17 protein-coding genes are annotated in these 21,363 nt (G+C 46.5%); 4 read left to right on the top strand and 13 right to left on the bottom strand.

Annotation, left to right across the window (positions count from 1 at the left end):
• The first annotated feature begins 13 nt into the window (after nt 1-13).
• Nucleotides 14-829, top strand: coding sequence for a glycosyltransferase family 2 protein (locus tag NYR53_RS09395; RefSeq protein ID WP_261304920.1), 816 nt, complete (start codon nt 14-16; stop codon nt 827-829).
• Here NYR53_RS09395 and NYR53_RS09390 read toward each other — a convergent pair.
• Entirely contained in the window at nt 818-1,663 is an 846-nt protein-coding gene (locus tag NYR53_RS09390) for an AraC family transcriptional regulator (RefSeq protein ID WP_261304919.1), read from the bottom strand. The two genes, NYR53_RS09395 and NYR53_RS09390, sit on opposite strands and share 12 nt — an antisense overlap.
• 131 nt (nt 1,664-1,794) lie before the next feature.
• Here NYR53_RS09390 and NYR53_RS09385 point away from each other — a divergent pair, with 131 nt between their 5' ends.
• The 3 genes from NYR53_RS09385 to NYR53_RS09375 all read left to right on the top strand — a co-directional run bounded on the left by NYR53_RS09385 (nt 1,795) and on the right by NYR53_RS09375 (nt 4,918).
• The gene (locus NYR53_RS09385; protein WP_261304918.1) at nt 1,795-2,796 is read left to right on the top strand and encodes a Gfo/Idh/MocA family protein; all 1,002 of its coding nucleotides are present in this window, start codon (nt 1,795-1,797) and stop codon (nt 2,794-2,796) included.
• A 32-nt stretch (nt 2,797-2,828) separates the two neighbouring features.
• On the top strand, nt 2,829-3,767 hold the full coding sequence (locus NYR53_RS09380) for an aldo/keto reductase (RefSeq protein ID WP_261304917.1): 939 nt from the start codon (nt 2,829-2,831) through the stop codon (nt 3,765-3,767).
• A gap of 395 nt (nt 3,768-4,162) precedes the next feature.
• Entirely contained in the window at nt 4,163-4,918 is a 756-nt protein-coding gene (locus tag NYR53_RS09375) for a DeoR/GlpR family DNA-binding transcription regulator (RefSeq protein WP_261304916.1), read from the top strand.
• 54 nt (nt 4,919-4,972) lie between these two features.
• Here NYR53_RS09375 and NYR53_RS09370 read toward each other — a convergent pair whose 3' ends face one another.
• The 12 genes from NYR53_RS09370 to NYR53_RS09315 all read right to left on the bottom strand — a co-directional run bounded on the left by NYR53_RS09370 (nt 4,973) and on the right by NYR53_RS09315 (nt 21,240).
• Nucleotides 4,973-5,167 carry a CstA-like transporter-associated (seleno)protein gene (locus NYR53_RS09370; protein WP_261304915.1) on the bottom strand — a complete coding sequence of 65 codons (195 nt, stop codon included), beginning with the start codon at nt 5,165-5,167 and terminating at the stop codon, nt 4,973-4,975.
• A 4-nt stretch (nt 5,168-5,171) separates the two neighbouring features.
• The gene (locus NYR53_RS09365) at nt 5,172-7,232 is read right to left on the bottom strand and encodes a carbon starvation CstA family protein (protein ID WP_261304914.1); all 2,061 of its coding nucleotides are present in this window, start codon (nt 7,230-7,232) and stop codon (nt 5,172-5,174) included.
• Nucleotides 7,233-7,428: 196 nt separating this feature from the next.
• Complete coding sequence (locus NYR53_RS09360; protein ID WP_261304913.1) at nt 7,429-8,172, bottom strand: LytR/AlgR family response regulator transcription factor; 744 nt, start codon at nt 8,170-8,172, stop codon at nt 7,429-7,431.
• Between the two features lie 6 nt (nt 8,173-8,178).
• Nucleotides 8,179-9,786: a LytS/YhcK type 5TM receptor domain-containing protein gene (locus NYR53_RS09355; protein ID WP_261304912.1), complete on the bottom strand. Its 1,608-nt coding sequence runs from the start codon at nt 9,784-9,786 to the stop codon at nt 8,179-8,181.
• Between the two features lie 704 nt (nt 9,787-10,490).
• Nucleotides 10,491-11,747: an MFS transporter gene (locus NYR53_RS09350; RefSeq protein ID WP_261304911.1), complete on the bottom strand. Its 1,257-nt coding sequence runs from the start codon at nt 11,745-11,747 to the stop codon at nt 10,491-10,493.
• Between the two features lie 163 nt (nt 11,748-11,910).
• Complete coding sequence (locus NYR53_RS09345) at nt 11,911-12,993, bottom strand: ROK family protein (protein WP_261304910.1); 1,083 nt, start codon at nt 12,991-12,993, stop codon at nt 11,911-11,913.
• A 21-nt stretch (nt 12,994-13,014) separates the two neighbouring features.
• Nucleotides 13,015-14,646: a beta-N-acetylhexosaminidase gene (nagZ, locus tag NYR53_RS09340; protein ID WP_261304909.1), complete on the bottom strand. Its 1,632-nt coding sequence runs from the start codon at nt 14,644-14,646 to the stop codon at nt 13,015-13,017.
• A gap of 26 nt (nt 14,647-14,672) precedes the next feature.
• Nucleotides 14,673-15,488, bottom strand: a complete 816-nt coding sequence (locus tag NYR53_RS09335; protein ID WP_261304908.1) for a carbohydrate ABC transporter permease — start codon at nt 15,486-15,488, stop codon at nt 14,673-14,675.
• Nucleotides 15,485-16,369, bottom strand: a complete 885-nt coding sequence (locus NYR53_RS09330) for a carbohydrate ABC transporter permease (protein ID WP_261304907.1) — start codon at nt 16,367-16,369, stop codon at nt 15,485-15,487. The genes NYR53_RS09335 and NYR53_RS09330 overlap by 4 nt, the downstream gene beginning before the upstream one ends.
• Nucleotides 16,370-16,380: 11 nt before the next feature.
• Nucleotides 16,381-17,736, bottom strand: a complete 1,356-nt coding sequence (locus tag NYR53_RS09325; RefSeq protein ID WP_261304906.1) for an extracellular solute-binding protein — start codon at nt 17,734-17,736, stop codon at nt 16,381-16,383.
• Between the two features lie 94 nt (nt 17,737-17,830).
• Nucleotides 17,831-19,429 carry a response regulator transcription factor gene (locus NYR53_RS09320; RefSeq protein ID WP_261304905.1) on the bottom strand — a complete coding sequence of 533 codons (1,599 nt, stop codon included), beginning with the start codon at nt 19,427-19,429 and terminating at the stop codon, nt 17,831-17,833.
• Nucleotides 19,426-21,240, bottom strand: coding sequence for a sensor histidine kinase (locus tag NYR53_RS09315; protein WP_261304904.1), 1,815 nt, complete (start codon nt 21,238-21,240; stop codon nt 19,426-19,428). The genes NYR53_RS09320 and NYR53_RS09315 overlap by 4 nt, the downstream gene beginning before the upstream one ends.
• Nucleotides 21,241-21,363: the final 123 nt, after the last annotated feature.

Genomic DNA, 21,363 nt, shown 5'->3' with positions numbered 1-21,363 from the left:
GGTGCGCTTTTTCATGTCCTATCAGCCATTAGTGTCCATCATTATCCCTACGTATAATCGCCAAATTGAACTCGCTGAGCTCGCAGAATCATTATATCGCCAAACGTACAAAAACCTGCAAATCATCATCGTCAACGATTGCGGCCCCTCCGTCGATTTCATCCAAGACTTATACCCCGAACTGGCTATTCAGATCGTGAATATGCCGCAAAACTTGAAGCACGTTCACGCACGCAACCGCGGATTGCAAGAAGTGAAAGGCGATTTCATCATGCTCTGTGATGACGACGATCTGCTGCTCCCAATCCATATTGAGCGCATGCTGCAAGAAATAGAAGGCTATGATCTCGTCTATCCAGACGTAGAAATTTTCGATTACGTATATGAAAATAGCGGCCGCTCCATCACAGACCGGTTCGTTTTTGCTTATGAATTCGATGTGCCTGCGATGCGCAGATTTTCGACCTTCTTTTCTTCCGGCTGCATATTTCGTCCCGAAGTTATCGAAGCTTTGGGCGCTTTTGACACGGACGTATTTCATTATTGGGACTGGGATTTCTTCTTACGGGCAGCCGAACAATTCCGCGTGAAACGTGCGCCAATTGCCAGTGTGCTCTATGCATTTTCGCAGCAAGGCAACAGCAACATGTCGGGTCAATTAGACAATATGCGGCCCTTTTTGGACATGCTCTCAGCAAAGCATCAACTAGGTGAATTGCCTACGAAAAACTTCTTCCTCCTGCTCGAAGAACCGGAAGTGAAAGCGCGCCAAGCTGTGACCGAACTCATCTGGGACGGACAACCGATTCGCTCTCGTCTATCCAAATAAGCTTTTGGCATAAAAGCTTCTAAACTCGCTTGGCGTCATTCCTTCATGTTCTTGAAACCGCTGGTTGAAATAACTCGCGCTGGCATAACCTGACTCTTTGGCTATGTCTTTGATCGGCAAGTTTTCCTTTTCAATTAAACGCTGTTTAGCAAATTGAATACGGCAAAGTGTAATGAAAGAGAGCGGGGTCATCGACATCGCTTTACGAAACAATTTGCAGAAATAGTAAGTGCTTACGCCTGTGAGCTCCGCCCATTCTTCCAAAATGAACGGTTCACAGGCTCTTTGCTGCATGGAGGGAAGTAAGGCGAGAATACGATCCACGGATTCCACACCGCGATTTCCCGTTAAAGGCGCCGCATAGCTCATGAATTCGCACAATATCTTATACGTCAGCGTAGAGAGATTCGTTGTCCGAAGAATGTTATTCGTCTCTGCCTCCATCAGCAGCTCATGAAACGCTTCTTCAAGCTCATTCCATCGTTTTAACGTCCACAAGGTACGAAGAAATCCACGTTCCAGCATATACTCCTTTATATGATTACCATCAAAATGAACCCACCGGACATCCCAAGGTTCTTCCTTCGAGCTGTAATATTTTTGTTCTTGGTACGGAAAGTACAGGAAAGCATCGCCTTTTTGAATGGGATACTGTTCCCCCTCTATCTCGACGTACCCTTTACCTGAAACGATGAAATGTAAGCTGAAGGTCTCACATAACCCTTCTGTCCGATAGACAGAATGATTCGGGAAATTACGGTACCAACCAACGGACTCTGGAAAAATGAAATAAGAAGATTGCTGCAGCCTCGGCAGCATGGCCTGTCTTTGCAACTTGAAGCCCTCCCACCTAATGACAATATTACGATATCTTATGCAATATATTATCATATTCATTTTAAATAACTCGTTTTATAATAACAATATACCGTTATCAACTATTTTACAAAAGGAGAAGTGCTGAAATGACAAAGCTTCGTTGGGGAATTTTAGGTTGCGCCAATATCGCCATTAGGGCTTGTATTCCTGGTATCAAGCAGTCTCAAACTGGCATTGTAAGCGCTATTGCCAGCCGCAATTTGCAGAAGTCACAGGAAACTGCGGCTAAGCTCGATATTCCTAAGGCTTATGGCAGTTATGAAGAATTGATCGAGGATCCAGATATTGATGCCCTATACATACCGCTTCCGAACCATCTGCACAAAGAGTGGACGATTCGTGCTGCCCAAGCTGGTAAGCATGTACTTTGCGAGAAGCCAGCTTCTCTTACGGCAGCTGATGTTCAAGAAATGGTCACGGCATGCGAACAAGCAGGGGTGCTGTTTGCCGAAGCATTCATGTATAGACACCATCCGCGTTACGAGCGGATCAAAGCCATTATGGACTCCGGTGAAATCGGTGATATTCGCGGAATTCATGGTGTTTTTACCTTCAGTAATCCGGGGGATAGCAAAAATGTTCGCTTCGTACGCGAATGGGGGGGCGGCGCGCTCTATGACGTGGGTTGTTACCCGCTCAGTGCAGCCAGAATGTTGTTAGATAGAGAGCCTGAGGCTGTAACTACCCATGCTTTCTTCTCACCTGAGCATGATGACGTTGATATGATGATGTCCGGCTTAGTTGAATTTAGCGGCAATGTCGCGCTAACATTCGATTGCGGAATGTGGGCCGCTTTCCGAAATAAGATTGAAGTGTTAGGCACGCTGGGACGCATTGAAGTCCCTTCGGCTTTTATAACGCCAACGGTAGAATCTGGTCACTTTAAAGTATTTGTTGGAAATGAACAACGTGATGAAGAGGTTCCGTTCCTGAACCAATATTCCCTGCAAGCGGACGATATGGCTTATGCTGCTTGGGGGGAGAAAGCACCTCGCTTCCCAGCGAGTGATGCAATTAGCAACATGAAAGTGATTGATGCGTGTCTGAAGTCAGCCAGAGAGCGCTCGCGAATTGTAATTAATCAATAATCATTCATAAAAAGAAAGCAGGGATGATTCATATGAAGCACATTCAGATTAAAGGATTAAATAAACCCGTTTCTAAACTGATTATGGGATCGGACTTTTTTAGACTGGACAATCGTCAAGAAGTCAGTGATATCCTGGGACATTATCTATCTATCGGCGGGAACACGATCGATACTGCCTTCATTTATTGTGGCGGCCAGAGCGAGCAAGCAATTGGGATTTGGCTGGATGAAATGGGCAATCGCGATGACATCAATATCTTTACCAAGGGTGCACATCATGATGCTAACGGACCCCGAGTGAATCCGGAAGCGATTCGCAGTGACCTGTTCACTAGTTTAGAGAGACTTCGTACTGACTATATAGATCTCTATGCACTTCATCGCGATGACCCGGCAACACCGGTCGGCGTTATCCTCGAAGCGCTGAATGAACATGTGGAAGCTGGAAGAATCCGCGCATTTGGCGGGTCCAACTGGACACATGAACGTTTGCAAGAAGCAGCAGATTATGCCGAGCAGCATGGTCTAATTGGCTTCAGCTTTAGCAGCCCTAACCTTAGCCTCGCCAAAGCGAACGAGCCATTCTGGGCCGGCTGCGTCTCAACCGATGAGGAAGCACTGCGTTGGCACGAAGCTAAGCAGTTTCCGCTGCTGTCCTGGTCTTCGCAAGCACGCGGATTTTTCACGGGACGGTTCACGCCGGAGAACCGCGAGAACGCCGACCTCGTCCGCGTCTTCTACAGCGACGAGAACTGGACGCGGCTGCGCCGCGCCGAACAGCTAGCGCAGGAAAAAGGCGTCAGCGCGATCCAAATCGCGCTCGCCTATGTGCTGAGCCAGCCGTTCCCGGCATGCGCGCTTATCGGCCCGCGCAGCGAAGCCGAAATGCACTCATGTCGTGACGGCGCGCAGCTTGTGCTGTCTCCGCAGGAGCTGGCATGGCTGGATCTGACCGCAGCGACTGTATAAGCGGCTGCTGCTTACCTTTGCGACACCTCTTGTGGTGCCGCTTGAAGCCCTCCCCCCGGCATATATTTAGCCGGGGGGCTTTGTGTGTTTTGTGTCTGTACCTACATAATGGATATCAGCGGCTCCCTCCTCCAGACTCTCAAACTACTAACTTTCCACTACCGCCTACCCACTGTCAGCTACTTTAACGCTATAAATCATCGCTACCGCTGCAAATTTCGCACTCCCACCCACTTTAGCGATGTAATAGGAGTCTCTAGCAACCCTTATTTATCGGATGCACTCCGCGTCTCCAACTTCCGACACCATCCGATGGACGGCTTATCCGTTGACATGATAAGATATAAGAAAGCGTTACCTACAGGAAGAATAAGGATCTGCTTTTAGGAGGTACCATGGGAAAGACAGACATTCGCCGCGATGCGATTATGCAAGCCATTAAAGATAAAGGCTCCATTGCCTTGACCGATATCGTTAAGCAGTTTGCCGTATCGGAAGCAACGGCAAGACGGGACCTTGAAATACTAGAACAAGAAAAGCGCTGCATCCGCACTTTTGGAGGCGCCGTGCTTGAAAGCTTGAAGGTCGAAGTTCCATTTTTCAACAAAATGGACCTTTACACGGACGAGAAGAAAGAAATCGCCGACAAAGCGCTGCGCTATATTGAAGATGGCGATATCATCGGTTTAACCGGCGGTACGACGACGACTTTTATCGCTAAAAAACTTAACCAATTTAAGAACCTTACGGTTATCACGAACGCGGTAAATATCGCTTATGAACTAATTGGTACGCCGGGGCTGCAGCTCATTCTAACGGGTGGAGTAATTCGTACCCAAACCTTCGAACTGTCGGGACCACTTGCCAATGCAACATTAGATAATCTCAGCATTCGCAAAACATTCATGGGTGTGGACGGCGTTTCCTTATCTCGCGGCATGATGATTTATAATGAGCTGGAAGCCGAAACCAATCGACGCATGATGAAACAGTCGATGGAAACTTACCTCGTTGCCGATCATTCCAAGTTCAGCCGGAGCTCCTTGTTTGTCATAGGAGAAGTCCAGGAAACCATCGGAATTATCAGCGATTCATCCATAACACCGGAAATGAAGCATGCTTTCAAGGAAGCTGGAGCCCCATTTCTATAAAAAAATAAAACGGAGCATCTCGGGTACATTCCTCCCGTGATGCTCCGTTTCTCTTTAGCAGCAGCGATTAATTTTGCCGCTTTCATAACGTTCGTGAAGGGACAGCATGTAAAACTCCTTTTCCGTCAAAGGTGTATCATTGGGATGGTGATCCTGTTGATGCTTCAAGTATCTTTCATAGTCTGGGATATTGAATATAACCTTGATTGTCGCGTTAACCTTCCTTGTAAAACTTGCAATTGTTTTCATGGCATCAGGCTCCAAATGTGGATTGTACAAAAGGTGCTTCATTTAATCTAGGTTTTTGTTTTTGAATGATGATCGTATACCAAACCCGTAGAGAGATGATGATCATCAGAATGACTACGATGCCGAAGAAGATCGTCAGGCCCGCATCGATATAGTTATTTGTCACAATCTGATGCATGACATCCATATTTTTTGCAGGCGCAATGACTTGACCTTTGTCAATTCCTGCTTGGTATTTCTTCGCTGCCGCCAAAAATCCTATCGCTGCATTATTCGAGAATGCCTTTTGAAAGCCTGCGGTCAATGTCGTCACTGAGAGGAACACAAACGGAAGGATACCTACCCAAGCATAGCGAGCTTTCCCCATTTTAATCATAATCGTTACCGCTACAGCTAAAGCGATGGCAGCTAGCATTTGATTCGCTATTCCGAATAGTGACCATAAGGAATTGATCCCCCCGAACGGATCAACCGCTCCTTGATACAAGAAGTATCCCCATGCCGAACAAACGAGCAGCGAAGCAATGAAATTGTATTTCAAATCTTTGGTTTTGCCAAATGGCTTGTAGAAGTTACCAATCAGATCCTGCAGCATAAAACGTCCAACGCGTGTACCTGCATCCACAGCTGTTAAGATAAAGACAGCTTCAAATAATATGGCAAAATGGTACCAGAATGCCTTAGCTCCATTTAGGAACGTTGAAAAAATCTCAGCCATACCTACGGCAAGCGTTGGTGCCCCGCCAGTTCTCGAAAGGATCGTCTTTTCACCGATTGCTTTGGCCGTGCTAGTAATCTGATCAGGTGTCAGCGTGAAGCCCCAGGATGAGATTTTCGCAGCGACAGCCACAGGATCGGTTCCAATCACTGCCGGTGAGGCGTTCATCGCGAAATAAATGCCGGGTTCTAAAGCACACGCTGCGATCAATGCCATTACAGCGACGAAGGATTCTGCGGCCATACCGGCATAACCGATAAAAGGCGCATGACTTTCTCGATCGATCATTTTCGGGGTCGTCCCCGACGAAATTAAGGAATGAAATCCGGAACACGCGCCGCAAGCAATCGTAATGAATAAGAATGGGAATAAATTTCCGGAAAATACTGGTCCGGTTCCATCAATAAACTTCGTCACCGCCGGCATTTTCAGATCCGGTAAAAGGACCATGATGCCGCCAGCAAGTAAGATGATAACGCCGATTTTCAAAAAAGAGCTCAAATAGTCACGCGGTGCAAGAAGTACCCAAACCGGCAAAATGGAGGCAATGAGGCCATAGACTACCATTAAAATGGCGATTTGCGGAGCGGTGAAGGTGAACATATGAGACAATATCGGACTTTCTGCTACGTACTGTCCTGACCATAAAGCAATCATCAATAAGACGAAACCAATGATAGAACCCTCGATCACTTTACCTGGGCGAATATAGCGCATATAAAAGCCCATGAATATGGCAATCGGCATGGTCATGGCGATCGTAAATAAGCCCCATGGAGATTCTGCTAACGCTTTTACAACGACGAGACCGAGAACAGCAACGATAATAATCAGAATCGCTAATGTTGCAATGGATGCTAACGTACCGCTGAATCGACCGACTTCATCCTTGGCCATTTGCCCGAGCGACTTACCGTCCCGTCGCATGGATCCGACAAGCGTCACAAAGTCTTGCACACAGCCGGCGAGAACGGCCCCGATAATAATCCAGAGAATGCTCGGTAAATACCCCATTTGTGCAGCTAGTATCGGACCAACAAGCGGTCCTGCTCCGGCGATGGCCGCGAAGTGATGACCAAAGAGAACATATTTATTGGTCGGAACATAATCCTTGGAATCATTATGAACATGAGCTGGGGTTGCCCGTTTGTCATTTAACTCATATATTTTCTTAGCAATAAAACGACTATAAAAACGGTAACCAAATGCATACGTACAAATCGCCGCAATGATTAACCAAACGGCCGAAATTTTCTCGCCATTCGAAAGAGCGAGCATTGCAAAACCAGCTGCACCTAACGCGGCAATCGCACCCCAGACCACATACGAAGTTAATTTGTTTTTCATATCTATCACTCCCAGTAAGTGTTTACATTCTCGTTTGAACACAAAAATGAGCCCATACATCCATAAGCGCCACTGGTCATCCCCTTGATTCCCCTCCATTTGACTCATGATTGTTAGCGCTTACAAGAAGTATAGCTTGTTTGGTTTCCGAGCGAAATATCTGGAGCGCATCATGCCAGATTTGGGCCTTATGATGTTAAATTTCGAGTTTCAAACGCAGCAGCTTCACATAATTTCGGCTAACGGGTATGCTGCTTCGACTGGCGTCATCCATGACCAGATTGTATGCTCCGTTGACCCAGGTCTTCATCTCGATAATGGATGCCAGATTGACTAGATAGCTTTTGTGACAGCGAAAAAATCCAAATGGCTCCAATTTTTGTTCCAGTTCTACTAATGTATAGGATACGTTATAAGCTTTATCATGAAGATGAACCTGTACATGTTTGATTTCTTTGCTGATATACATGATGTCCTTGGGTGACACGTAGGTAATGCCTTCCTCCAATTCTAGGGCTAATTTCACACTTGTTATTCCGGAGGAAGGATGGATTATAGCGACCGATCCGTTCTGCATTCGAATTTTACGCAGCTCTCGAAAGACGATTGCTAAATCTTCTTCGTCATAGGGCTTAAGCATATAATGAAAAGCACGCAGCTTAAAGGCATGGACGGCATATTGATCGTACGCAGTGGAGAATACAATCTTCACCTGCGGATTGATCTCAAGGACGATTTCCGCCACTTGAAGCCCGTTTAAATCCGGCATGTCCATATCGAGAAATAAGACATCCGGAGCTTGCTCTTTTACCTTCTTTATCGCATCCATACCGCCGGTCGCCGGGGTCACCTTGTCCACATCTTCAAACTGCTCCAAGAGATAAGCTAATTCCTCCCTTGCCGGAGCTTCATCATCAGCAATCACGATATTCCAGCCCACCGACCATCACCTCACCCAGAATCTAATTTTTGTACCTTCTCCTGGCTTGCTCTCAATTTCAAGAGGATGCTCTCTTCCGTAATGATAGTTTAGACGCTGCTCGATATTCCGTAAGGCCATGCCGGCGTGTTCCCCATGACTGTTAAGCTTTTCAGTTTCTAGACCAACTCCATTGTCCTCGACGGTAATCCGCGCATGCAGCTTTCCGTCGTCAAGCTCCTCCTTCACCGTAAGCCTGATCACACCGATGCCTTTTTTATTTTTGATCCCATGAACAATGGCGTTCTCGACAAGAGGCTGAATCGTAAATGGAGGGATCTGATGATCCAGCAAGCTTTCATCAATTTCAGCAAAAAAATCCATTTGATCCCCCAGACGTGATTTAATCAAACTGAGATAAGACATAACCAATTCATATTCATCACGTATGGTGATCATGCGTTGGTTATTATGGCTCATGTTTTTGCGTAAAAATTTAGACAGATGCATCACCATCTGACGGGCCTCTTCCGGTTTGGTGCGAATAAATGATTTGACAGTGTTCAGCACATTAAAGAGGAAATGGGGATTCATCTGCGCTTGGAGTGAACGAATCTCTGCATCGGCCAGCAGCTGTGCCTGCCTCTCGGATTCGACAAACGCATACTGCTGAGAAAGCAGGCCGGCTAGTGAAGTGAGCATTCGTCTACGAGACGGGTTATCATCCTGCTCTCGTTCAAAATACAAACGAAATTGCCCGATCGAAGGATGATTCGGAATATAAATGAACAAGTCGATCCAATGCTTCGTTTTTCTTCCTTCCGCTATCCATGCCGAGCCATTCTTGCTGAAAAAGGCCCCAACTGCCTTCATTTCCTTATTCAAAACCTTCGCGATTTCACGTACCGCCTTATCGAACTCCAGCCGCCAAAGCGGCATCGTCATATCCGCGATTTGCAGCGCTTTGTGAGCATGCTCCGCGCCGATGCGCTCCTCTTCGCGCTCCATCGTGTTGTAAAGCACGAAATAAAGCGCCACACCGATGCTGTTAGCAAGAGTTTGAGGCAAACCTATGAGTGAAACCAGGTCTACAGCATCTCCCCAAGGCTTAGCGAGGGCAAGAATAAGGACCATTTGCAGAGCTTCAGCCATGAAGCCAACAAGAAAGGCGAGTTGAATAGATGCCACCTTGCGGAAGCGTTTCTTTAACGCATTGCGGCAGAGTCCAGCCAAGATACCTTGTAGAATAGGCGCAATCATACAAGCCACGGCAACGAATCCACCCAAGCTGTAACGATGCAGTCCGGCCGCGATACCAACGATGAGCCCGCTTTTCACACCGCCAAGCAGGCCGGCAATGACGACTCCAACGGTTCGAGCATTGGCTATGGCCGCTGTTGGCGCAACTTCACCGATCCAGGGTGCCGGTCGATACGTGTACTCCGAAACCGTCACACCCGAGTAGGTAGCGAGAATCGCATAAGCCGTGAAAAAGAAAAGAAATCGCCATTGATAGGTCCTGGTACCTTGATAGCTCATAATACTGCGCATCCAACGACTTCGAGAAAAGGCAAATGCGAGCGCAATCAGGAATCCAACCCGCTCAATCATATCGACGAACAACTGAAGCATCATTCACACACCTTTTAAACATTCTTTTATAATAATCCTAGCAGAAATCGGGTGATCTTGCACAAAAGGGGCTGTCCCAACTAACATGGCCTGACGGACACCACCATTCATTTTCGTATAAAAATGGTTATATAAACCTTGGGGGGGGCAGCGTTGATCTTAACGGAACGACAAGCCGCTAAATTGGTTAAAATGAGCTAAAAATTGAATCGGCGGAACGAGAAGGCGTTATTTGATGAAATTTGAGCTATTTGAAGCTAAAAACAACGAAATAACGTCACTACGTTCCTCGTTTGCTTGAATTAGAGCTATTTTCGCGTAAATAACGTCACTACGTTCCCTTTAGTGAAGCTAACATTGGTAAACGGATGCATGTATCCATGAAGAAGACTCGACGCAGACGAACTTAGTGGTAGATGTAGACACTGATCTCCTTTGCTAACGCTCCGCTCGCGCGGGCGAATCCTTCGGGGTTCTCTCCCCAAGAAGCCAAAAGAAACCAATCCTCGGTAAAATGGAAGTGTCGTGCAACCATCAATGGAAGAAAGCAGTTGTATACAAAAAAATAAGGACAGTTGGCCGGTATAGCCTTACTGTCCGCTATTTTTTTGAGAATAAGTCTAATTTAAAGAGAACAGGACTGTCCTCAAGTAGATCTACTTTCGAGACAGCCCCTTTATTCACCGACATTCGAGAGGGTTTATGAATCACTCACTGCTCGGCTGCGAAACCACATGTTGCTTATATTTCAAAGAAGGCACCATAATGAAGACCCCAACTAGAAACAAAGCTGCACAAGTTATATAAATCGTTTCAAGCGAGAAGGCAGCCTTGATACTTCCAGCCAAACTCATTGTGATGACCATGGCTCCCATGAACAATGGATTCAGAATACCATTCACACGACCCACGAACGATTCCTCCGTGTTGCCAAGAATCATGGTATTGATACCAATTTGGATCGCAGGCATGACCAGACCGGACATAAATTGCATCAAAAGTGCGACCCATAGCAGATGTGTCATACCAATGACTGCAAACGCAACAACACTTACGGACATCCCAAGAATAAGGAGCGCTTGCGACGACATTTTTTTGGAAAACCCCATCGTCAAGCCTCCGCCGATAATCATCGCGACGCCATTCGTGGCCATAAACCATTGCAAGTTCTCTTTAGGCAAGCCTAGATTTTCCGTAACAAGGAAGATACCAAGCGGACTGATTAGACCAATAGCAAGACCGGCAACGGCAAAGCAGCCTCCCAAAGTGACAAGCATTTTATTTTTCAGCACATACCGGAAACCTTCGCCCATTTCAGCAAAAATATGTGTGGATGGTCCTGCTGATCCTTTTTCAGCTTTACGGTCAGATGGTAGAAACGTTAGTACAACAGCTGAAAGCACGAAGCAAATTCCCATGATTGCAATAGCGACTTCGATTCCAAAAGTATAGTACACGAAAGTCCCCATAATTGGACCCAAAATCATAAAGATGGCCATCATGGATTGAAACAGCGACATCCCCATTTGCATTTGGGATTCATGCACATGAACCTTGAACAGCTTCATCCCGGACGGTTGAGAGAATTGGGATAGGATGGACGACACTAATGTAGCAAAAAAGATCGCCTTCCATGAACCATAATACAGGGTAATCATAATGATAAACACCGAGGCTGCGCTGAGAATATCGCACCAAACCATCGTGAGCTTCGGTCTCCATCGATCCGCAAAAGCACCGCCAATGAAAGAGAAAATAAATATTGGCGCAAACTCGGCAACGGAAATCAAGGAAACCGAGTAAGGATCATTATTCGTCATGTCGGTTACATAGAGGAGAATTGCGAAGTTACGAATCCAAATCCCGATTTGGAGAAAAAGACCCGATAACATAATGGACTGCACGAAACGATTGGCAAAAAAAGAACGCATCGTTGGCGCAGCATTAGATACGGCTTGTGACATAGAAAAAAAACACCCCTTCGTTAATAGATTGGTCCATAAAACGTCAACTTCATTCCGACGTAATCGGAACCAAGAAAGTTTCATAAACCTCATCTAATGTAACGAAAAAGGTGTCTAACGTCTAGTGCAATTTGTCATATGACCAGTCATAAAATGAAATGACTCAGCGCCCATCCCTCGACATGAGCAGTGCTGCGCCTACAGCTCCTGCGGAGGAACCAAGAGCGGATGTGACGAATCGGACCGGACTTAGAATCGAAGGCAGACAGCGATCTTCGATGATCTCACGCATCGGACCTAGGAGCGGCTCGCCGATATGCGAAGCGCCGCCGCCAAGAATGACCACCTGTGGATTGAGCAGGTGGAGGATGCTCACGAGCCCGATGCCGAGGGCTCGTCCCGCTTCGCGCAGGATGCCGCTTGCATCGGCATCCCCTTCCGCGGCTGCGGCCGCGACCAACCGCGCATCGACGCGGTCTGGGTCGCCTCCCGCGAGCCTCGTCAGGGCGCCGGCTGCATCGCCGTCGCCTCCAACAACGCGGCGCACATGCTCGGCGCCGCGACGGCCAATTGCAGTGCCTGACGCGTAGAGCTCCAGGCACCCCACATTCCCGCAGAGGCAGCGCGGCCCATTTCCATCAATGGAAATGTGACCGAGCTCCCCTGCGTTATGGTTGACTCCGGCGATCAAGCGGCCGCCGGAGATGATGCCCCCGCCGATCCCCGTGGAGATCGTCACGAATATACAATCCGGCGCGCCCTCGCCCGCGCCGGCCAGCCATTCGCCGGCCGCAGCAGCGGTGGCGTCGTTCTCGAGCCGGACCTCGCAAGCGAAGCGGTCCGACAACACGGCGGCGACGGCGACGTCGCGCCAGCCGAGGTTCGTGGCGAAGGTGACGACACCGTTCGCCGTATCGAGCGTACCTGCGGTGGCGACGCCAATACCGCGGAGAGCGCTGCGGCTGCCGGGCACAGCCGCTAGAATCCCCTCGATCATGTTGCCCAGCCGATCGAGTACGGCTACCTCCCCCTGCTGCGCAAGGGTGGGAATCTCTTCCCGTGCGATGATGCTGCCATCGTACGCAACCAAGGCGGCCAACATCTTCGTGCCTCCCAGATCTACCCCAACAAAGTACTCCCGAACGAAAACATCTTGTTCTTCCCCGATGTTTTTCGCACCTTTTTCTTGCTCCATGCTGTTATCCTTTACGAAAACATCCTGCTTATTGTCTTGCTCCAGTGTCATCTCTTCTTTCCCCTCTCCCCATCAATCCAGCCTCCAACCAATCGGATACGCCTCCGACAATGTCACAGGCAGCCTTCCAACCGCTTTCTCATTCCCTAGCAGCACATTTGCGAGAGAAACCATCGCAAGCGGCCGGTTTTCATAACAAGCATAATAAGTCTTTACCTCTGGAAATTCAAGTAAATCATAAGGATTTCTCCCGGCAGCCACGACAACATACAGCTCTTCCCTTTGAACTAATTCTTTAACCAACCTGATTTGTCCTGCTGAGAATGTTGCATTGTATGTGACAATGACAATTTGTTTGTTACCCTCACAAGCTGCCAGAACTGAATCTACTTCCGAGTCCGATGGATATAATCCTAAGTAAATCTCCTGAATAGGCTTTCCGGATATCTCAGACAAGGCACTGCCTAGTGTCCCGCTCCGATCCACAACTTCATCAATCTCAGTTCCCGCTTGTACTTCCGTCCAAATGACCACTGTCGGCTCGTCCAGGTTCAGCACTTTACTTACTTCATCCTTAACCCGTGTAATACTTTTACGGCTCAGTTCTTTGGCAAGCTGTTGATGCTCTGGTGTTGAGATCGGCTCTGTCGGAATGGGTGCTAGCCTATCATATCGAATCTCTCTTTTATATTTATAGGTCATAATTCGCAGCACAGACTCATCAATTCGCGACTCTGGAATCCGTCCACTTTCCACCGCAGCAATAACCGCTTCAATGGCAGATACTTGGCGATCCAGTAAATGACTAACCAGAATAAGATCCGATCCAGCCTCAATGGCACGAACGGCTCCTTCCGCCACACCAATCCCTTCTGAAATCGCCTTCATCTCCAGGCAGTCGGTTACAATTAACCCTTTGAAACGTAGCTTCTCACGAAGTAATTCCGTTAAAATACGATACGACAACGTCGATGGAACATCATTCTCTTCCAGTGCCGCGAAGACGACATGTGCCGTCATAATCGCATCTACACCGCCTTCAATCGCTTTAATGAATGGGGCTAGCTCTAATTCCATCAATCGTTCCATGCTATGCGGCACAACGGGAAGGTCATGATGAGAATCCTCTGATGTATCACCGTGCCCCGGGAAATGCTTGACTGTGGCAATAACGCCCATATCCTGCAAGCCTTTCACCGCATGTGTGCCCATATCACTCACTAGCTCAGCAGTTTCACCATAAGAGCGCACGCCGATAACAGGGTTTAATCGATTATTATTGATATCCAAACAAGGGGCGAAGTTCATGTTCACGCCCATTTGGCGTAATTCTTTCCCCATCACTTTGGAACTGGCATAAACACCAGCGGGCGCAAAAGCAGCCCCTAAAGCCATGTTCCCTGGCAGCAGAGTTGCTCCCTTTTCAATACGCGAAACCATACCTCCTTCTTGATCTACTGCAATGAATAACGGCTGTCCGCCGCTGCGGAGACTCATCGCTTGCAATTCGGCCGACAAATGAGCTAATTGATGAGCATCCTTTACATTTCGACGAAAATAGATGACACCGCCAAGTCCGTACTCCTCAATTAATTGGGTAATGGACGCGTTGGGTTCTAAAGATTCAAAACCGCAAATAAACATTTGACCCACTTTTTGACGCAAAGTTAAAGGGTGTTGGTTATTAGGCGATGAAGATGACATGATGACACGCTCCTTGAATGAGTGAGTTAAGATTTAATGCTTTCAATGATACGTTTCTGCAAAATAAAATAGAGCAGTACGACCGGAATCACGCTGAACATGATGGCCGCACAGAGCGAACCGTAGTTCATATTCAATTGGTCGTAAAAGGCGACCATGCTCACAGGAAGCGTCCTAAACTTTTCCTTCGCCAGAAATAGATTGGCCATCATAAATTCATTCCAATTGCTAAGAAAATTGAGCATAAAAACGGTAACGAGTGAAGGTATCGTAATCGGCATAATGATTCGCCACAAAAGTCCATAGATCGATAATCCATCCATGATCCCCGCTTCTTCTAACTCGCTCGGTATGGATTTCAAAAAAGCACTAAAAATAAACACAGTCAAAGGTAAACCCATCGTTACATATGGCAGGATCAAGGCTAGCGGTGTGTTGTATAAGTTCAAGCTGCGAAGCAGTATATATAAAGGGACAAGCAAGGATCCCGCGGGAACTAACAACGCTAGCATTAATATACGTTTTAAGAGCTTGCTCAATCGTGGAAAGTCCATTCGCGATAAGGCGTACGCGGTTGCCGTACCAAGAAGCAGCGTTGCCAACGCGGATATCACAGAAATCACCAAACTGTTCGTAAAATAGTGACCCACATGGGCTCCCGTCCATGCATTCACATAATTCGATAAAGAAAGTCGCTCTGGAAGGGACCACGGCGAGGAGATGATTTCTTTATTTGTTTTAAAAGAGGAGTCCAATACCCAAAGAATTGGAAACAAAATAATGCCTATGTACATCATGAGTAGAGCATGCAGGGAGGCACGGCGATAAGGAATTCTTTTCAATATCGCACCTCCTCCTGCTTCCTTGTAAACCAGCCAAACAAGCATGTTAACATGCCGGTTACTAGGAGAATAAGTACGGCAATTCCGTTTGCATACCCATACTCGCCAATGCGATAAGCTTTCTTGTACATATACGTAGCCATCACTTCTGTAATCCCATACGGATTGCCGCCTGTCATCACAAAGACGATGTCTAAGGCTTTCATTGCTCCTGTAATCGATAACAAAATCATCACCATGATAACGGGACGCAGCAGCGGAAGCGTAATCGACCAAGCCTCTCGCAGGCTTGTCGCCCCATCCAACTCAGCCGCTTCTAATATATTTTGGGGGATCGCATAGATCGCCGATATCACCAGCACGACATAGAATCCCATCCACTGCCATGCGTTGGTAACAAGCACAGAGAGCATCGCTGTTGCTTCCTCTGCTAACCAGACATGCTGCCAAGTCATTAACCCTACCGCTTCTAAAGCTTGATTGAGCAGTCCAGCCTGAGGATGATAGATGAATCCCCACAATACGCCAACCACAGCTGTAGAAAGAATCGTCGGGAGGAAAATCATCGTTTTGTAAAAGCTAGTCCATCGCTTAACTTTGCTCACCAGAAGCGCTAAACCGAGTATGAAAGGGATTTGTAAGCCGACAGAAAAACCAATGAAATACAAGTTATTCCGAACAGCAATCCAGAAATATTTGTCTCGAAAAGCAGTAATGAAATTATTCAAACCATTAAATCTCGCCGGCGATACTCCGTTCCACTCCGTGAATCCATAGCGCAGTGACATGATCATGGGATATAAGAAAAAGATCACGAACAACAGCAGCGTCGGCAATGTAAAAAGCGCATAAGCATATGGGTTTCTTCCTATCTTATTCATATCTCATCCTACTATTGGGTATGGGTTTCTTCCTTATTCGATGCCTCTTGCTGCTTCTGTATGTCCGCCATTAAGGAGACAGGGTCGGTTCTTCCGCCTATTAATTCTTGCATACCGCGCTCCAATTTTTCTCGAACTTTCGTTTGAATACGTGAGTCAAATGCAGGGAAAGCACCTTTACTACTAGCAAACACATTTAAAATTTCCGTTATAAGAGGATTCACATTGCTCGTATCCTGCAGCTTCATGGCGGGCGGCATACCTTCCTCGACAAGCTGTCTTTTTTGCATGGATTCGTTATACATTTGCTTAATAAACTCCTTAATGGCCACCAACTGATCTGGTGTCACTCTATTCGAGAAGCCATAAGCATTAGACCATCCTCCATTGATATAACCATCTCCTGGACCTCCCATGGCTGGGAAATTCATGAAGCCTACATCCTTTACAATGGATGACTTCTCAGGGTCAAGCAGCGGCGTATTCGCCCAACTGCCATCGAACATGAAAGCTGCTTCACCGCTGCTAAATTTATTTTGCTGCTCGGCATAGGCCAGTGCTAAGCTGCCTTCCTGGAGATACCCCTTTTGAATCAACGTATGATATTTCTCAAATGCATTCACAACATCCGGATCCGTCCATCGTTTACTTCCATCCAATAAGCCCTGAACAGCATCTGGCCCGGCTGTGCGTACCCACATGGTATTGCTCATCATGTTAATGACCCATGAATCTTTGGCCGCCATTGCAAATGGTGTTATTTTCTGGGCCTTTAAACTCGCGGCAGCAGCGAGCAGTTCCTCCCACGTTTGAGGCGGTTTTATTTGATGATCCGCCAAAATCCTTTTGTTATAGTACAAGCCCTCGACGTACCCTGCCATCGGAATGCCATAAATTTTACCGTTAACCGTAAACTCCTCGAAGCTATAAAACTTATTGATTAATCCAAGCTCATTCAATATGGGCGTAAGATCAAGCAGCCTATTCGCTTTGACATAATCCTTCGTATCCGTTCCGCCAAACAAATCGAATATTTCCGGTGGATTCCCTGCGGCCATCTCTGCTCTCAGCTTCTCGAAGCGATTGACCTTATCCTCCACCCCATCTAACGTAATGGACAAACCAGGCACCTTCGACTCCGTAGCTTTCACGACATCCTGCAGCATCGCGAAGCGCTTCTTCTGCGTATCTTTCACTTGCGTATGACGAATTGTAAGCAGAATTGGCTCTCTTTTTACCCCTGTGGGGCCTTGAGTCTCGCCAGCATGAAGGTTTTGATCCTTGTTTGAAGTAAAGCTGTTGCAAGCAGACACGATGAACGTCATAGCCACTACCGCTGCTACCGAAATCAACGTTCCTTTTCTCATCTCTATTGATCTCCTTTTTGCTTGCCATCTAAGTATAAAATATCAATTGTATGTCCTAAAGACCTACAAATTCCTTATAAAGGGGCAAAATTCTCTACTTCGCTTCTTTGCGCTTTTCTCGAAACTCCGATGGAATCTCGCCAGTAAACTTTTGAAATACTTTGGTAAAATATCGCCGTTCGATGTATCCCACTGATTTTCCGATGTCCGTAATACTTTTATCACTGTGGAGCAGCATCGACTTCGCCAATTCCATCCGATGTTTCGTAACATATTCAACAAAGGTTTCTCCAAAATGCTGCTTAAACAATAAACTAAAATAGCTGGAGCTAATGCCTAAGGAGCTCGCTATATCCTCAATCCCAAAATCATTCGAATAATGCGTTCTTATGTATTCCTTCGCCGCTGTCATGAGCAGCTCGCTGTTTTTCTTCTTATTCGTCCCTTCCAGTCCAAGTGCTACAAGCTGTACCATAACCTGAAGCAATTGTTGAATGCTTTCGCTCTTATCCAGTTGACACCAGATCTGTTCTTCCTCCTGAAAATCAAGGGAGTTCATTTCTCGCAGTTCGCGGAGCAGATGAAGAATGAGGAAATGCAGCATTTGATAGGCCCTGGCAAAAGAGCTGTCAGACAGACCTTCAAGCAGTAATTTCAAGCGCTTTAAGGCATCCTCCGTTTTGAGACGGTTCAGCTGTTTAAGTCCGGTTACAATTTCCTCCACCAAATACCATAAGGAGCTGTTCGCATCAGCCTGCTCTTTGGATTCTTTATACAACAGCACGGATTCCTGCTTTCCCAGATTAAGCTGCATGAATCGCTGAAGCTTACGATAAGCGTCAGAGAGTTGACGCAGTCTCACTGCTGACGGGAAGATGCCGACACTGATGCCTAATTTAACCGATTGTGATACGTTATGCTGCAGTTGAGCAGCAATTTCATTTAACTTCACCAATGCCTTACTTTCTTCGGTTTCATCCCACTGTATGATGACACACCATTCGCCTTCGCGGATCTGGAGTACTATGAACTTCAATTTCTCGTCTGTTAACGAGTCTTGCAATACATTTCGTACCGCGAAATTCCAAAGCTTCCGCTCCTGCTCTGTCCAAGGCAATGATTTCTGTGAGTAATCATCCACATCGATGATCGTAAATAAATAGGTCAACGTTTCCGAGTCCATATCATCAATCGGAAGCAGCGTATTCGGCGTAATTTCCGTATAATTCATCAAAACGTCCTGCAAAATCTTCTCATAGGCCAAATTTTTCATTTTGCCCCACTTTTGCTGCTCCTCTTGCTCACTAAGCTTCTTAACTCTGATTTCATTCGCCAATTTGCGTATAGAATTCTCTAACTCTTCATAGTTAATAGGCTTCAAAATGTAGTCGCTCACGCCTACTCGCATCAACGAACGTACATATTCGAAATCCTGATACCCCGTCACCATAAGCACCGTACAATTCTCATTGATATCACGCAGCTTCTGAACGAACGTAATCCCATCCATTAGCGGCATACGAATATCACTCATAACTAGATCCGGCACATGCTGACTGCTAAGTTCCAGTGCTTCCACACCATTTTTGGCCGTTCCTACGATATCAATCCCCAGTTCATCCCAAGGAATAACCGCCTGCAAATTACGCAAAATGTTAGGCTCATCATCTGCCAATATCGCTTTTAGCCTCATAAGCCTTCCCCCTTATTTTTTGGGATCACGATCTTCATCGTCGTACCGTGACCTTCTTGACTGCAGATGAACATTCCATAATGTTCGCCATATTGGATCCGTATACGGTCAGCTACGTTGCTGACACCAAGACCTCTTCGCTCTTCATTCACGCCCAATATTTCGTGAAATGGCGTCTCTAGCTCTGTTTTATAATGGAATTTAGCTAATTTCTCCGCACTTATACCGATGCCGTTATCCGTCACATAAAGAGCAATCCGTTCTCCTTCATCCACAACCTTTATGGAGATCATGCCCATATAATCAATGGGTTCAAAACCGTGCTGCAAACTATTCTCTACCAGTGGTTGAAGCGTTAACTTGAGTATGCAATAATCCAACAGCTCAGGCGGCGCTTGAATGTCATATTGAAACTGATCTTCAAAGCGGAATTCCTGAATTTCGAGGTAGCTTTTTAGATGCTCGAGCTCTTGCTTTAGTGAAATCTCTTCCCTGTTTTCCATGCCAATGCGCAGCAGATTCCCAAGTCGATATACCATTTGGCTGACTTTTTTTCCTTGATTTTGGATCGCTAACACATTGATGGATTCGAGTGTATTAAAAAGAAAATGCGGCTTGATCTGGGCTTGCAACAGCATGAGCTCGGCTTTATTTTTACGGTCTTGCTGACGTTTGACTTCTTCTAGAAGGTCTTCCACACGCACAACCAAGCTGTTGAATCCTCTAGCGAGAGCGGATGTTTCATCCTTACCGCTTTCCACCATGCGGGTCGTCAAATCGCCGCGCTCAACCTTTTTCATGGATGACAGCATTCGCAGAATCAACTGAATAATTTTCCTTACGAAAACTAGATTGTACACGAGTGCAAAAAATAAACAGACGAACGTAATCCCAGCGACTAGCTTCATAATCGTCTCAATTTCCCCGGCCACATATTTCCATGAGGTGATCGACACGACGCTCCAATCCTGAACACCCATCTGATTAATATTTAAATGGTAGAGTGAAACTAAGCTTTTTTCATTCTGAAAATTCGCCTGGAAACTGTTATTATTTAGCTGCAGATCCAATTTTCCAGGCAGCAGCTGCAGCACATTGGCACCTTCTAAATTTTGCTTATTATCATAAAAAATAAGTCCGCTTTTATTGACGAGCAAATAACGCTTCGAGCTTTCCTCATTCGTATTGAATGATTTGAATATTTGATCAAGCTCATTGAATTTGAACTTCAGCAGCATGAACCCCCGGTTGTCCATCGTCCAGAAATCTTTGACCATTCTCGCTTGATAAAATTCTCCGCGGCCTGTCCCGAATTCCTTATATTCGGAAGGTCCAATCCAGAGTGGACTTCCGTTCAACTCCTGAATGTGCTGGAATGCGGCACTTTGCATCAGCGCTGTCCACGGCAAAGCGCTTCCACCCCCGCGCCCCGCACTAAACGATTTGCCGGCATTATTATAAATCGCTACAGATTGAACAGGTGAATAGGTCAAGATGGAGCCGCGCAGCAGCGTATCAAAGGTATTCAAGTCATAGGACGAGAGCGTTTCTTCATTCGGCTTCACTTCATCGATCGTTCGGTAGATCCCCTGAATGCTCTCTTTAACCATCCAAAAGTCCGAAAAGTAATTAGCTTCCTTGAACATGTAATAAATATTACGGGAAATCGCCTGCAGCGTGACCTCGGTCAAATCGCCGTACTTCTTCTCAATTAGCTGCTGAGATACCGTATAAACAGCGGAGCCCAATACGAACAATGGGATAATAATGAACATTAAAAAACCGATAAACACTTTTTTGTTCAAATTCATCGACGATGGCAGACTCCTTCCAAACAAAATCAGGCACCATCCTAGAGTTGGCGCCTTTCACTGCTTACTATTGATTATAAATGACCCGCAATTTATGATCCTAGGGATAGGATTGGATGCTGT

Origin of the sequence: Paenibacillus andongensis (assembly GCF_025369935.1) — a bacterium.
Classification (GTDB): Bacteria; Bacillota; Bacilli; order Paenibacillales; family NBRC-103111; genus Paenibacillus_E; species Paenibacillus_E andongensis.
The sequence above is the reverse complement of the archived record's forward strand: the minus strand, read 5'-3'. Positions and strand labels throughout refer to the sequence as shown.

What these genes read in the sequence shown, in the direction of transcription:
- NYR53_RS09395 (WP_261304920.1), top strand. Translation starts at nt 14, where the DNA reads ATGTCCTATCAGCCATTAGTGTCCATCATTATCCCTACGTATAATCGC.
- NYR53_RS09385 (WP_261304918.1), top strand. Translation starts at nt 1,795, where the DNA reads ATGACAAAGCTTCGTTGGGGAATTTTAGGTTGCGCCAATATCGCCATT.
- NYR53_RS09380 (WP_261304917.1), top strand. Translation starts at nt 2,829, where the DNA reads ATGAAGCACATTCAGATTAAAGGATTAAATAAACCCGTTTCTAAACTG.
- NYR53_RS09375 (WP_261304916.1), top strand. Translation starts at nt 4,163, where the DNA reads ATGGGAAAGACAGACATTCGCCGCGATGCGATTATGCAAGCCATTAAA.
- NYR53_RS09370 (WP_261304915.1), bottom strand. Translation starts at nt 5,167, where the DNA reads ATGAAAACAATTGCAAGTTTTACAAGGAAGGTTAACGCGACAATCAAG.
- NYR53_RS09365 (WP_261304914.1), bottom strand. Translation starts at nt 7,232, where the DNA reads ATGAAAAACAAATTAACTTCGTATGTGGTCTGGGGTGCGATTGCCGCG.
- NYR53_RS09355 (WP_261304912.1), bottom strand. Translation starts at nt 9,786, where the DNA reads ATGATGCTTCAGTTGTTCGTCGATATGATTGAGCGGGTTGGATTCCTG.
- NYR53_RS09350 (WP_261304911.1), bottom strand. Translation starts at nt 11,747, where the DNA reads ATGTCACAAGCCGTATCTAATGCTGCGCCAACGATGCGTTCTTTTTTT.
- NYR53_RS09345 (WP_261304910.1), bottom strand. Translation starts at nt 12,993, where the DNA reads ATGACACTGGAGCAAGACAATAAGCAGGATGTTTTCGTAAAGGATAAC.
- nagZ (WP_261304909.1), bottom strand. Translation starts at nt 14,646, where the DNA reads ATGTCATCTTCATCGCCTAATAACCAACACCCTTTAACTTTGCGTCAA.
- NYR53_RS09330 (WP_261304907.1), bottom strand. Translation starts at nt 16,369, where the DNA reads ATGAATAAGATAGGAAGAAACCCATATGCTTATGCGCTTTTTACATTG.
- NYR53_RS09325 (WP_261304906.1), bottom strand. Translation starts at nt 17,736, where the DNA reads ATGAGAAAAGGAACGTTGATTTCGGTAGCAGCGGTAGTGGCTATGACG.
- NYR53_RS09320 (WP_261304905.1), bottom strand. Translation starts at nt 19,429, where the DNA reads ATGAGGCTAAAAGCGATATTGGCAGATGATGAGCCTAACATTTTGCGT.
- NYR53_RS09315 (WP_261304904.1), bottom strand. Translation starts at nt 21,240, where the DNA reads ATGAATTTGAACAAAAAAGTGTTTATCGGTTTTTTAATGTTCATTATT.